Raw genomic sequence first — 12,234 nt, 5'->3', positions numbered from 1 at the left:
CGCACGAGTCCGTGCGACCCGAGTGACAACTGACTGGAGGGTCCCATGGACATCACGATCACCGGCCGCGGAGTCGACGTTCCCGATCGATTCGAGGACTACGCGACGGAGAAGTCCGAGAAGATCGAGAAGCTCGCCGAGCGAGCCCTCGCCCTCGAGATCAAGCTGGTCCGCCACCACGAATCGCGGGGCCAGTCGGGCGATGATCGTGTGGAGCTCACCCTGATCGGCCCGGGTCCGCTGGTGCGGGCCGAGGCCGCCGCCGCCGACAAGTACGCGGCCTTCGACCTCGCGTTCGACAAGCTCGTCGAGCGCATCCGCCAGGCCAAGGACCGCAAGAAGGTCCACCGCGGCCAGCACCGCCCGCCGTCGTTCCAGGAGGCGATGAGCGCCGGCCGGGTCGGCGACGTGGTGCCCGCCAGCGTGGCGACGCTCGAGCGCGTGGCGACCGGCGCCATCCCGACGGTCGAGCCGGAGGAGGCCGAGGACTGGAGCCCGGTGGTCATCCGCCGCAAGGTCTTCCCCGCCGAGCGGATGACCTCCGCCGACGCGCTGGACCGCATGGAGCTGGTCGGGCACGACTTCTTCCTCTTCATCGACGCCGAGACCGACCGCGCAAGTGTCGTCTACCGGCGCACCGGCTGGGACTACGGCGTGATCGCCCTCGACGAGGAGTCCGACAGCACCGATGAGCTGGCGAAGGCGCGGGCGCGACGGCGGTAGGTTTTCCGCCGCTCCGCACACAGCCGAGCCTCAGGCGCCCGCCGCACTACCATTGCTAGAGTTACGCGCTGGTAACGGCGGGCGCCGTCGTGCCCCGCACGAGGAGTGGAGTCATCCGTGGCAAATGTGCTGGAGAGAGTTCTCCGCGTCGGTGAGGGGCGCACGCTGCGTCGCCTCAAGAACTACGCCGAGGCGGTCAACCACCTCGAGGAGGCGTTCGCCGAGTTGACGGACGACGAGCTCCGCAACGAGACGGCGGAGCTGCGCGAGCGCTACTCCGACGGCGAGTCGCTCGACGATCTGCTCCCGGAGGCGTTCGCCGCCGTCCGTGAGGCGGCGAAGCGCACGCTGGGCTTCCGTCCCTTCGACGTGCAGGTGCAGGGTGGTGCGGCGCTCCACCTCGGCAACATCGCCGAGATGAAGACCGGTGAGGGCAAGACGCTCACCGCGGTGCTGCCCGCCTACCTCAACGCGATCACCTCGCGCGGCGTGCACATCATCACGGTCAACGACTACCTGGCCAGCTACCAGTCCGAGATCATGGGGCGCATCTTCCGCGCCCTCGGCATGACGACCGGATGCATCCTGAGCGGTCAGACGCCGGAGCAGCGTCGCGAGCAGTACGCGGCCGACGTCACGTACGGCACCAACAACGAATTCGGATTCGACTACCTGCGCGACAACATGGCGTGGCAGGCGAGCGACATGGTCCAGCGCGGCCACCACTTCGCGATCGTCGACGAGGTCGACTCGATCCTCATCGACGAGGCGCGCACGCCGCTCATCATCTCGGGTCAGGCCTCGGGCGAGGCCAACCGCTGGTTCGGCGAGTTCGCGAACATCGCCAAGCGGCTGGTCGAGGGCGAGGACTACGAGGTCGACGAGAAGAAGCGCACCGTCGGCGTGCTCGAGTCGGGCATCGAGAAGGTCGAGGACTACCTCGGCATCGACAACCTGTACGAGTCGGCCAACACCCCCCTCATCTCGTTCCTCAACAACTCGATCAAGGCCCGGGCCCTGTTCAAGCGCGACAAGGACTACGTCGTGATGAACGGCGAGGTGCTCATCGTCGACGAGCACACCGGCCGCATCCTGGTCGGGCGTCGCTACAACGAGGGCATCCACCAGGCGATCGAGGCGAAGGAGGGCGTGCAGGTCAAGGCCGAGAACCAGACCCTCGCGACCGTCACGCTGCAGAACTACTTCCGGCTCTACTCGAAGCTCTCCGGCATGACCGGTACCGCCGAGACCGAGGCCGCCGAGTTCATGGCGACCTACAAGCTCGGCGTCGTCGCGATCGAGACCAACCGTCCGATGATCCGCAAGGACCAGGCGGACCTGGTCTACGCGAGCGAGACCGACAAGTTCGACCAGGTCGTCGAGGACATCGTCGAGCGCCACCGCGCCGGCCAGCCGGTGCTGGTGGGAACGACCAGCGTCGAGAAGAGCGAGTACCTTTCGCGCCTGCTCGCCAAGCGCGGCGTCAAGCACGAGGTGCTCAACGCGAAGAACCACGCGCGTGAGGCCTCGATCATCGCGCAGGCCGGACGGCTCGGCGCGGTCACCGTCGCCACCAACATGGCCGGTCGCGGTACCGACATCATGCTCGGCGGCAACGCGGAGCACATCGCCGTCGCGCGGATGCACGACAAGGGCCTGAGCCCGATCGACACCCCCGAGGAGTACGAGGCCGAGTGGGATGCCGTCTTCGAGACGGTCCGCGACGAGGTCGAGTCCGAGGCGGAGAAGGTGCGCGAGGCGGGCGGGCTGTACGTGCTCGGCACCGAGCGCCACGAGTCGCGCCGCATCGACAACCAGCTGCGCGGCCGCTCCGGCCGTCAGGGAGACCCCGGCGAGAGCCGCTTCTACCTGTCGCTGCAGGACGACCTGATGCGCCTGTTCAACGCGGGCGCGGCCGAGGCGCTCATGGCGCGCGCGCCCAAGGGCACCGCCATCGAGTCGAAGACCGTGTCGCGCGCGATCCGCTCCGCGCAGTCGCAGGTCGAGAGCCGCAACGCCGAGATCCGCAAGAACGTCCTCAAGTACGACGACGTCCTGAACCGGCAGCGCGAGGCGATCTACGCCGACCGCCGGCACATTCTCGAGGGTGACGACCTGCACGAGCGCGTGCAGAGCTTCCTCAGCACGGTGCTCGACGAGGTCATCGACGAGTACACCGTCGAGGGCACGAGCGACGACTGGGATCTCGAGGCGCTGTGGACGGAGCTCAAGACGCTCTACCCGGTGTCGATCACGATCGACGAGGTTCTGAGCGAGGCCGGCAGCAAGGGCCGCCTGAGCGTCAAGGACCTCCGCGCCGAGATCATGTCGGATGCGACCCTCGCCTACCAGCGCCGCGAGGAGCAGCTCGGGTCACCCGCGATGCGCGAACTGGAGCGCCGCGTGGTGCTGAGCGTCATCGACCGCCGCTGGCGCGACCACCTCTACGAGATGGACTACCTGAAGGACGGAATCGGCCTGCGGGCGATGGCCCAGCGCGATCCGCTCGTCGAGTACCAGCGCGAAGGCTTCTCGCTGTACCAGAACATGATGGGCCAGATCCGCGAGGAGACGGTCGGGTTCCTGTTCAACCTCGAGGTCGAGGTGACCTCCGCCGACGGAACGGCGCGCGTCGCCGCGAAGGGGCTGGGAGGTCAGGCGGCTCCGGCGCAGGGGCTTCAGTACTCCGCGCCGACCGCCGATGGCGAGGTCGAGGTGCGCAACCAGCGCGGACAGCTGCAGCAGGCCGCCACGGCGCGTGCGCAGCGGCAGCAGGCGGCGTCCGCGCAGCCGGCGCGTCCGCCGCAGGCGCCGCAGCAGGCGGCCCCCGCGACCCCCGCCGCGCGCGGGGCGTTCGGGCAGCGCACCGACGACGGCAAGGGCGCCGAGGCGCCCCTCAACCGCGCCCAGCGACGAGCACAGGACAAGCGCCGCTAGAGCACGTGGATGGCGCTCGCGCGCCAGCGGTGGTCCAGGCCTTCGAGCCGGATCGCCACGGCGCGCGTGCGCGCGCGTCCGCGCACGATCACGGTGGCTTCGATGACGCCGTCGCGCGGCTCGCAGATGCGGGTGGTGCCGATGGCGAAGGTGGGCCGCACCACGGTCTCGCCGCGCGCCTGGCGTGCCCGCGTGGAGAGCACGACGCGCTTCAGCAGGTGGCGGTAGACGTCGTCGGTCACCCACCGGGCGATCTGCTCGAGTTCGCGGGCGCCCGCGAGGATCTCGACGACGCAGCGCGTCAGGTTCTCCAGCAGCGGGGCGGGGTCCGGAAGCGCCGTGGTCGGCGTGGGCTGACGGCCGAAGAAGTCCTCGGGATCGAATCGCAAGCGCGCGGCGCGGGAGGCTGCGTCGGAGGGCAGGTGATCGGTCGCGACATCGCTCATCGTCGGTGACTCCCCGGGGGATCGGAGCAGGAGTTGACCCCCATCCGGGGGTAGGCACACTCAATCACGCACCCGTCGCCGTGTCTAGAGTTTTTGTCGATTGTGGATAACCGGCGTCATCTGTCGAGTGCGCGGTTAGCGTCTCGCCATGCGCTGGGACCGGCTCTTCGACGACCTCGAGTCTCAACTGGAGCACGAGCTCGACGCCGAGGAGACCGACCTGGTGGCGGAGGAGGAGCGGCTCCGCCTCGCACGGCTGACCCTGCGTGAGCGGGTGCTCGCCATGGCGTCGCCGGAGCAGGCCGACCGCGAGCCGATCGTTCTCGAGCTGACGACCGGCGCCGCCTGCGTGCTGCGCGCGAGCGCGCTCGGCCGGGACTGGATCGCCGGCGAGCTCGTCGCCGACGCCGGGCCGCGGGCATCTGCGGTGATCCCCTTGGCGTCGATCGCCGCCGTGCGCCCGAGCCCCACCCAGCTCGCGCGCGGTCTGGAGGCCGAGGCGGTCCCGGCCACGGCGGCATCGCTCTCGGCGCGGCTCGGGCTCGCCTTCGTGGCGCGCGATCTCTGCCGTCGCCGGGTCCCCGTGGAGCTGGTCACGGCGCGCGGCTCGCACTTCGGCACCCTCGATCGTGTCGCGCGCGATCACCTCGACCTCGCCGAGCACGAGCCGGGTGAGCCGCGCCGGGCCTCCGCGGTGCGCGGGGTGCGCCTCGTGCCGTTCGGCCAGCTCGTCGTGATCCGCTACTGAGTGCGTTCCGGGGCGAACAGCTCGGCGACGTCGGCGAAGTTCGCCTGGCGCCAGCGCGCGAGGTGCCGTGACTCCTCATACTTGGCGGCGATGTAGCTGTCGAGCATGGCGCGTTCCACTCGCCAAGCTCCGCGGGCGCCGATCTGGATCGCCGGCAGCTCGCCCGAGCGCACGAGCGAATAGGCCTGGCGCGGCGAGATGTTGAGGATCTCGGCGGTGTCCGCGAGGGTCAGGAAACGACCCACGTCAGGGGTGTCGGACGTCGTCATGCCTCGATTATCCAGCGCGGCCCCGGGCCCGGACGGTGATGTGGATAAGTCGCCGCGGGAGCCGGGTCGAGCGGTCAGCATGGCACCGTCCGATCCGCCTCGAACCACAGGAGAGGAGTCGCGATGCCGAGCCAGCCGCGACGCCGTGCCGCCGACCCGCGGCTGTTCATCGGCCTCGCCCTCGTGACGGTGTCGGTGCTCGGCGTGGTGGGGATCGTGTCCGCATTCGACCAGCGATCGAGCGTCTACGTGGCGAGCGGGGCGCTGCAGCCGGGCGACCGGATCCTCGCGACCGACCTGGTGGAGCGTCGTGTCGACCTCGACGGCGGTGAGGGGCTCTACCTCGCCGTCGGCCAGATCCCCGAGCAGGGCCTCGTCGCGACGGAGCCCATCCGCGCGGGCGAGCTGCTGAGCCTCTCGGCTCTCGGTGACGCGAGCGCGATCGAGTCGACGGCGCTCGTGCTGACGCTCGCCGCGCCCGTGAGCCGCTCCCTGGAGCCGGGGAGCCGGGTCGACGTCTGGATGGCCGCGGCCGTGACCGACGGCGCGGCCGTTCCGCCCGCCGTGCTGGTGGCGGACGCGGTGCTCGTCGAAGTGCGCGAAAGCGACGGGTTCGTCGCCTCGGAGCAGGGGGCGACGGTGGAGGTTCTCGTGCCGCGGGCGCGCGTCGCGCGCATCCTGCAGGCGATCGCGGACGATGTGGACCTCGCGCTGGTTCCCGCGGGCCTCGCCTGGACGGCACCGTGAGCGAGCCGGTCGACCCGGCCCCGCGCGGCGGCGGGGTGGCGCTGTGTCTGCCCCTCGACGACGAGCAGCGACTCGACGCGAGCGCGCGACGGCACGGCGTGCGCGTGGTCGCGCGCTGCTCCGGCGCGAGCGAGCTGGCCGCGCGGATCCCGGCGCTGCGCCCGGACGCGGTCGTGACGGCGGCGCAGCCGCAGTACCTCGACGCGGCGCTCGTGGCCGCGTGCGACGAGCACGGGGCGAAGCTGATCGTGGTGGCGCTCACGCGGGACGAGCAGCGGCTGGCGGCCGATCTCGGCGTCATCGACACGCTCGCGGCGCCGTTCGAGTGGGATGCGCAGACCGAGCCGGCACCCCGCGGGCCCGCGCCCGCAGCAGCCGCCCCCGAACCCGCGGCGGCGACTCCGGCGCGGGGTGAGGTGATCGCGGTGTGGGGTCCGGCCGGGGCGCCGGGTCGCACCAGCATCGCGGTGGCGCTCGCCGCCGAGCTCGCCGCGCGCGGGGGAGTCGTCGGCCTCGCCGACGCCGACACGCACGCCGCCGCGGTCGCGCCGTCGCTCGGGCTCCTCGACGAGGCACCGGGGTTCGCGGCCGCGTGTCGGCTCGCCGGCCACGACGCCCTCACCCGCGACGAGTTCGAGCGGGTCGCCGAGTGGGTTCCGCTGTCGCGCGGGGGCATGTCGGTGCTCACGGGGCTCGGCCGCGCGAGCCGCTGGCCCGAGCTCACCGCCGAGCGGGTGACGGCGACGATCACAGCCGCGCGCTCCTGGGTGTCGACCCTCGTGCTCGACACCGCCGCGAGCCTCGAGCACGACGAGGAGATCTCCAGCGACCTGCATGCCCCGCGCCGCAACGCCGCCGCGCTCGCGGCGGTGCGCGCCGCCGACCGGGTGGCCCTCGTCGGCGCGGCCGACGCGATCGGCCTCACGAGGCTGGTGCGCGCCCGCCTGGAGCTGCTCGAGCACGTGCCGCCGGAGCGTGTCACCGTCGTCGTCAACAAGGTGCGCGCGAGCGCGATCGGCGTCAACCCGGAGGCGCAGGTGCGCCAGTCGCTCGCCCGCTTCGCCGGCATCGACGATCCGGTGCTGATCCCGTGGGACCCGCGCGGATTCGATGCGGCCCTGCTTGCCGGCCGGCCGCTCGGCGAGGCGGCCCCGCGGTCCGCGGCGCGCGCCGCTCTCGGGGCGCTGGTCGATGAGCGCATCCTCGAATCCTCGGCGACGCGTCCCGGCCGACGCGGATTCTTCACCCGGGAGAGGCGACTAGCCTGAGAGCATGTCGACGCTCACCGACCTCGTTCAGGCCCAGGGACGATCGTCCGAGGCGGACGCCGAGTGGCTCGAGCTTCTCGTCGGCGACGGTCAGCTGATCGCCGACCTGGCCTTCGCCGACGTGGTCGTGTGGGTGCCCACCGAGGACGACGGCTTCCTCGCCGTCGCCCACTCGCGTCCCAGCTCCGCGGCCACGATCTTCTATCGCGACATCGTCGGGCAGCAGATCAAGCCCGAGTGGCGGGCCCAGGTGACCGAGGCGTTCACGACCGGCAAGATCGTCGACACCGCGAACCCCGACTGGTACGAGGAGACGCCGACGCGCGTGCGCGCGGTGCCCGTGCTGCGGCGCCTGTCGCCGTCGGGCGCCCAGACGACCGAGCACCCGATCGCCGTGCTCACCCGGCACAGCAACCTGAGCGAGGCCCGCACGCCGGGACGTCAGGAGCTGACCTTCAACCAGTGCGCGAACGACCTGTTCGGCATGATCGCCTCCGGCGACTTCCCCGACCTGGCAGCCCCGTCCGGCCCACGCCGCGGCGCCCCGCGCGCCGCCGACGGCCTGATCCGTCTCGACCCGGGCGGCATCGTCACCTTCGCCAGCCCCAACGCGCTCTCCGCGTTCAACCGCGCCGGGTTCTCGGGCGAGCTCGAGGGGGAGTCGCTCGCCGACGTCACGACGCAGATCCTCGCCGGCCGACTCGAGGTGGATGAGTCCCTCCCGCTCGTGGTGACCGGGCGTGCCCCGTGGCTCGCTGACATCGAGGCGCGCGGCGTGACCGTCACCCTGCGCACCATCCCGATCCGCGAACGGGGCACCCGCACCGGCGCGATCGTGCTCGTGCGCGACGTGACCGAGGTGCGGCACCAGGAGCAGGAGCTGATCACCAAGAACGCGACGATTCGCGAGATCCACCACCGCGTCAAGAACAACCTGCAGACCGTGGCGAGCCTGCTGCGCATCCAGGCGCGGCGCGCGCACAGCGACGCCTCGCGCGATGCGCTCACCCAGGCGATGCGGCGCGTGGCGGCGATCGCGGTCGTGCACGACACGCTCTCGGGCGGTCTCGACCAGAACGTCGACTTCGACGACGTGTTCGATCGGGTGCTGCAGCTCGTCGCCGAGGTGGCCTCGACCCACAACACGACGGTGCGGCCGAAGAAGACCGGCTCGTTCGGCGTCCTGCCCAGCGAGTACGCGACGCCGCTGTCGCTGGCGCTCACCGAGCTGGTGACGAACGCGGTCGAGCACGGTCTGGCCGGACGCGACGGCGAGGTCGAGATCTCGGCCCGCCGTCAGGATGGCGAGCTGAGCGTGCGCGTGCGCGACGACGGCGTGGGCCTGGCCGAGGGCAAGGTCGGCGCGGGGCTCGGCACGCAGATCGTGCGCACGCTGATTCAGGGGGAGTTGGGCGGCACCATCGACTGGCACACGCTGGAGGGGGAAGGGACCGAGGTGACGATCAAGGTTCCCCTGCAGTGGCTGCGCGCGGAGCGCTAGCCGGTGCTGCGGGGGAGCGCGTCAGGAGGCGCGGCGGGCGCGCGCGGCGCGACGCTTCAGGGCGCGGCGCTCATCTTCGCTGAGGCCGCCCCAGACGCCGGAGTCCTGGTTGGTCTCGAGGGCGTACTGCAGGCACATCTCGGTCACCGTGCATCGACCGCACACCGCCTTCGCCTTGTCGATCTGGTCGACGGCGGGTCCGGTGTTGCCGACCGGGAAGAACAATTCCGGGTCAACGGTCAGACAGGCGGCTTTGTCACGCCAATCCATAGTGGTGCTCCTTCGAGTGGTGCTGGACGCGGTCGCACCGCGGATCTCCGAGGAGAACCGCGCGCGCGCGGTCGAGAGTGACCGAAAAGGCAATGGGGTGTGGGATTTCGGGACTCGCCAACCTCGATGTCGGCGTCACATCAACCGTGGACAAGGTTTACACAGATGTAACGTGGAATCAATAGTTTTGAATGGGATGACCCTGTGAGTTCTCGACCTCGTCCGGCCGCCGTCTGGACCCTTCTGTCTATCCTGCTCGCGGAGTTCGCGCTCGTCGCGGGCTACACCGTGTTCCTGGTGTTCGAGCTGCTCGTGGATCGGCCGGATTCCCTGTCGTCCGCGATCGCCCTCACGGTCGTCGTCGCGATCGCCGCGATCTGGGTCGGCGCGATCGTCGTCGGCATGTGGCGCGGCGCCGGCTGGAGCCGTTCGGCCGCCCTCGTCTGGCAGGTGCTGCAGTTCGCGGTCGGCGTCGGCGCGCTGCAGGGCGCCTTCGCCCAGCCGGGCTGGGGCTGGCCCCTCGTGATCGCCTCGGTGCTCGGGTTCCTGCTGCTGATGTCGCCCGTGACCGGGCGCTGGCTCGCCCCTCGGGGCTGAGCGCCGCGCTACGCGGCCAGGCCGAGCTTCTTGCGGAGCATGTTCACGTGCCCCGTGGCCTTGACGTTGTAGAGCGCCAGCTCGATGACGCCCGCCTCGTCGAGCACGAAGGTCGAGCGGATCGCCCCGGTCACCGTCTTGCCGTAGAGCTGCTTCTCGCCGAAGGTGCCGTACAGGTCGTGCACGGCGTGGTCGGGGTCGCTCAGCAGTGGGAAGGTGAGGTGCTCCTCGCGGGCGAAGCGCTCCAGCTTGGCGACCGCATCCCGGGAGATCCCGATCACTCGGTAGCCGGCCCCGGCGAGGTCGCCGAGGCTGTCGCGGAAGTCGCAGGCCTGCGTCGTGCAGCCCGGGGTCATCGCCTCGCCGTAGAAGTAGAGGATCGTCTTCTGCCCGCGCAGCTCGCTCAGGGTGACGCTCGCGCCCTCGTGATCGGTCAGCGTGAAGTCGGGGGCGAGGGTTCCGGGTTCGAGGCGGAGCGGAGCGGTCACGGGGGCCTTTCGGTGCGGGGAGACGGCGCGTTCGCGAGGCCGTCCTGGAGGTGCTATCGTAGTCCCTCGGTCCGGTCTTTCCGGATCGCGCACCTCTAGCTCAATTGGCAGAGCAACTGACTCTTAATCAGTGGGTTCCGGGTTCAAGTCCCGGGGGGTGTACGGAAAACCCCGGCTATCTCTCGCCAGATGCCGGGGTTTTTTGCCGTCCAGACGCGGTTCGGCGAGCTACTTCGTGTCGTCGGGCTGCGGCGCGTCCAGCAGCACGATGAGGAGCCGCGACGGCTCGGCGGCGGAGACCGCGTGCGGGACTCGGGCGGCGACGTGGAGGATCCCGCCCGGGCCGAGCTCGACGCGGCGTCCGGCGGCATCGACGGTGAACCGGCCGGCGATCGCCTGCAGCAGGATCGGAACCTGTGCGATGTGCTCGCGGAGCTCCTGACCCGTGTCGAAGGCGAGGTGCATGATGCGCGCGCGATCAGCGGTGAGAAGGCGCGTCGGCGCGACGCGATCCGCCACGATCGGATGCGACTCGATGATTTCGTCGAGCGAGGTCGCGACGACCGTCAGTTCAGCGCGGTCGGGGGGCGTGGTCATGTCGGGACTCCTTCGTCATCGGGAACCGTGCGGTCAGCCGGCGCTGGCCAGGAATGCCGCGATGGATGCGGCGATCGCGGCGCGCACCTCCGCATCCGTCGTGGTCGCCTCGCCGTCGCCCGGCTGCTCGCCGTAGTCGCCGAACTGGGCGTGCGTCGCACCGCGGATCTCGACGAACTCGGTGTCGGCCGGCAGCAGGTCCGCGGCGTCGGCGATCTTCTCGGCGGTGCTCAGCCCGTCGTTCTCGCCGGCCAGGCTCAGCACGTCGAGGCCGGAGCCCGCGAGGTCGCTCGCGCAGTACGACCCGAACAGGATGAGCCCGGCCACCCGGTCGAGGCTGTCGGCCGCGTGCTGGCAGGCGCGCACGCCGCCGAGCGAATGCCCGCCGAGGTACCAGGTGTCGACCGTGGGGGCGCTCGCGGTGAGCGCGTCGAGGTCGCGCGTCTCGAGGATCGCGAAGTTCAGCGGCACCTCGGCGATGACCACCGTGACGCCGTCGTCGGCGAGGGCGGAGAGCTTGAACTCGTAGGCGGCGGGCGCCACGCGCGCGCCGGGCAGGAACACCAGGCCGATGCCGGACGGCTCGGCGGGGTCGAGCACGATGACGCCGTCGCCGTCGATCACGGTGAGCGACGGGTCCGCCGCGACCGCGGCGAGCGGCTCGGGCTCGGCGGGCATCGGGTTGGCGGCCCAGATCACGGCTCCGCCGAGGGCGGCGACGCCGAGCGCGAGGGCGATCAGACCGGTGCGGCGCACGATGCGACGGAGGCGCGGCGCGCGGGAGTCAGAAGTCACGCTCGCACTCTACGGGGCGAGCCGTGCGGGGCGGGCTCTCCGGGACGGGCTCGATCAGACGAGCGAGGCCGTCAGGCTCAGGTCAGCCCCAGGCGCTTGCCGGCGCCGTCACGACCGGCACCTCGACGTAGCTCCAGTGGGCGCCGTCGTTGTAGTGCCCGGTCGCCCAGGGGCCGAACCAGATCTCGTTCTCGATCTCCGCGGCGGAGGCGCCCCGCTCGAAGGCGGCGCGCATCCCCGCGTAGCCGGCGTAGGTGGTCAGCGCGTTGGCGACATCCTGCGCGGCGTCCACCAGATCGGGGTTGCCGCCGAGGAAGGTCCCGCCCTCCGCGCCCCAGCCGTTGTTGAGCGGGTTGTTGCGCAGCCACCAGTTGTCGACGTAGTTCTCCTGGCGCATCCAGCGCGTGATGACGGTGACGCTGTCCTCGGTGACCGGGAAGTCGGCGAACAGCAGCACCATCGTCGCCCAGTCGTAGTTGGTGCCGCTCGCCTTCAGGGTCTCGATGCCCGGGGTCGCGTCGTAGCTGTCGCGCACGATCTCGGGCGTCTCGACGGTCGACGGCACGGTGAGCGACTGCCCCCAGCGGTCGTTGTAGGCGGCGATCAGCTGCGCATCGGTGGCCGGCGCGGGCGGAGCGTTCACGACGATCATCGCCAGGCCGAGGATGGCGGCGACGGGCGCCAGCAGCAGGGGCAGGCGGAAGCGCGTGCGCGGCGAGTGCCGCTGCACGCGCGCGACGTAGTGGGGGCGAAAGAAGGTGGCCATAGGCGAAGGGCGTTCGCGCTCACGATGAGTGCGAACTGGGCGACGGTAGCAACCGACGCTGGGATGTTTCTGGGGCTTCGCT

Annotated in this window: 14 protein-coding genes and 1 tRNA gene; 8 read left to right on the top strand and 7 right to left on the bottom strand. The window is 71.0% G+C overall.

Features of this window, described 5'->3' with window-relative positions:
• The first annotated feature begins 45 nt into the window (after positions 1 to 45).
• Together hpf and secA are read left to right on the top strand one after the other, a co-directional pair.
• A complete protein-coding gene (hpf, locus tag AC0L6Y_RS09160) occupies positions 46 to 723 on the top strand; it encodes a ribosome hibernation-promoting factor, HPF/YfiA family (RefSeq protein ID WP_473551238.1) in 678 nt (225 codons plus the stop codon).
• Positions 724 to 840: 117 nt separating this feature from the next.
• Positions 841 to 3,660: a preprotein translocase subunit SecA gene (gene secA / locus AC0L6Y_RS09155; RefSeq protein ID WP_473551235.1), complete on the top strand. Its 2,820-nt coding sequence runs from the start codon at positions 841 to 843 to the stop codon at positions 3,658 to 3,660.
• Here the strand turns inward: secA and AC0L6Y_RS09150 are convergent.
• On the bottom strand, positions 3,657 to 4,106 hold the full coding sequence (locus AC0L6Y_RS09150) for an Rv3235 family protein (protein ID WP_473551232.1): 450 nt from the start codon (positions 4,104 to 4,106) through the stop codon (positions 3,657 to 3,659). The genes secA and AC0L6Y_RS09150 overlap by 4 nt on opposite strands.
• A 148-nt stretch (positions 4,107 to 4,254) precedes the next feature.
• Here AC0L6Y_RS09150 and AC0L6Y_RS09145 point away from each other — a divergent pair, with 148 nt between their 5' ends.
• Entirely contained in the window at positions 4,255 to 4,854 is a 600-nt protein-coding gene (locus AC0L6Y_RS09145) for a hypothetical protein (RefSeq protein WP_473551229.1), read from the top strand.
• Here AC0L6Y_RS09145 and AC0L6Y_RS09140 read toward each other — a convergent pair.
• A complete protein-coding gene (locus AC0L6Y_RS09140) occupies positions 4,848 to 5,123 on the bottom strand; it encodes a helix-turn-helix domain-containing protein (protein WP_473551225.1) in 276 nt (91 codons plus the stop codon). The two genes, AC0L6Y_RS09145 and AC0L6Y_RS09140, sit on opposite strands and share 7 nt — an antisense overlap.
• A gap of 123 nt (positions 5,124 to 5,246) precedes the next feature.
• On the opposite strand from AC0L6Y_RS09140, the gene AC0L6Y_RS09135 reads away from it, so the two are divergent.
• The 3 genes from AC0L6Y_RS09135 to AC0L6Y_RS09125 are packed head-to-tail and all read left to right on the top strand — an operon-like array spanning position 5,247 to position 8,639.
• Positions 5,247 to 5,870, top strand: a complete 624-nt coding sequence (locus AC0L6Y_RS09135; RefSeq protein ID WP_473551221.1) for a hypothetical protein — start codon at positions 5,247 to 5,249, stop codon at positions 5,868 to 5,870.
• A complete protein-coding gene (locus AC0L6Y_RS09130) occupies positions 5,867 to 7,138 on the top strand; it encodes a nucleotide-binding protein (protein WP_473551218.1) in 1,272 nt (423 codons plus the stop codon). Before AC0L6Y_RS09135 ends, AC0L6Y_RS09130 begins: the two co-directional genes overlap by 4 nt.
• Positions 7,139 to 7,142: 4 nt before the next feature.
• Positions 7,143 to 8,639: a sensor histidine kinase gene (locus tag AC0L6Y_RS09125; protein WP_473551215.1), complete on the top strand. Its 1,497-nt coding sequence runs from the start codon at positions 7,143 to 7,145 to the stop codon at positions 8,637 to 8,639.
• 21 nt (positions 8,640 to 8,660) lie between these two features.
• Here AC0L6Y_RS09125 and AC0L6Y_RS09120 read toward each other — a convergent pair whose 3' ends face one another.
• Positions 8,661 to 8,909 carry a WhiB family transcriptional regulator gene (locus AC0L6Y_RS09120; RefSeq protein ID WP_294179310.1) on the bottom strand — a complete coding sequence of 83 codons (249 nt, stop codon included), beginning with the start codon at positions 8,907 to 8,909 and terminating at the stop codon, positions 8,661 to 8,663.
• Between the two features lie 204 nt (positions 8,910 to 9,113).
• Between AC0L6Y_RS09120 and AC0L6Y_RS09115 the strand changes: the two genes are divergently transcribed.
• Complete coding sequence (locus AC0L6Y_RS09115; RefSeq protein WP_473551209.1) at positions 9,114 to 9,506, top strand: hypothetical protein; 393 nt, start codon at positions 9,114 to 9,116, stop codon at positions 9,504 to 9,506.
• 8 nt (positions 9,507 to 9,514) lie between these two features.
• Here the strand turns inward: AC0L6Y_RS09115 and bcp are convergent, their stop codons facing one another.
• Positions 9,515 to 9,994 (bottom strand): thioredoxin-dependent thiol peroxidase, encoded by a 480-nt coding sequence (gene bcp / locus AC0L6Y_RS09110; RefSeq protein WP_473551205.1) that lies wholly within the window; start codon positions 9,992 to 9,994, stop codon positions 9,515 to 9,517.
• 89 nt (positions 9,995 to 10,083) lie between these two features.
• Between bcp and AC0L6Y_RS09105 the strand changes: the two genes are divergently transcribed.
• Positions 10,084 to 10,156: transfer RNA gene (locus AC0L6Y_RS09105), tRNA-Lys, on the top strand.
• 66 nt (positions 10,157 to 10,222) lie between these two features.
• On the opposite strand, the gene AC0L6Y_RS09100 is transcribed toward AC0L6Y_RS09105, so the two are convergent.
• From AC0L6Y_RS09100 to AC0L6Y_RS09090, 3 genes are all read right to left on the bottom strand, one after another.
• Positions 10,223 to 10,591 carry a cupin domain-containing protein gene (locus AC0L6Y_RS09100; protein WP_473551202.1) on the bottom strand — a complete coding sequence of 123 codons (369 nt, stop codon included), beginning with the start codon at positions 10,589 to 10,591 and terminating at the stop codon, positions 10,223 to 10,225.
• A 33-nt stretch (positions 10,592 to 10,624) separates the two neighbouring features.
• A complete protein-coding gene (locus AC0L6Y_RS09095) occupies positions 10,625 to 11,386 on the bottom strand; it encodes an alpha/beta hydrolase (protein ID WP_473551199.1) in 762 nt (253 codons plus the stop codon).
• Between the two features lie 82 nt (positions 11,387 to 11,468).
• Positions 11,469 to 12,152, bottom strand: a complete 684-nt coding sequence (locus AC0L6Y_RS09090) for a hypothetical protein (RefSeq protein WP_473551196.1) — start codon at positions 12,150 to 12,152, stop codon at positions 11,469 to 11,471.
• Positions 12,153 to 12,234: the final 82 nt, after the last annotated feature.

It is taken from the genome of Pseudolysinimonas sp. 10J20-29, assembly GCF_055809595.1.
Note: the sequence above shows the minus strand (reverse complement) of the source record. Positions and strands in the feature narration are given on the sequence as shown.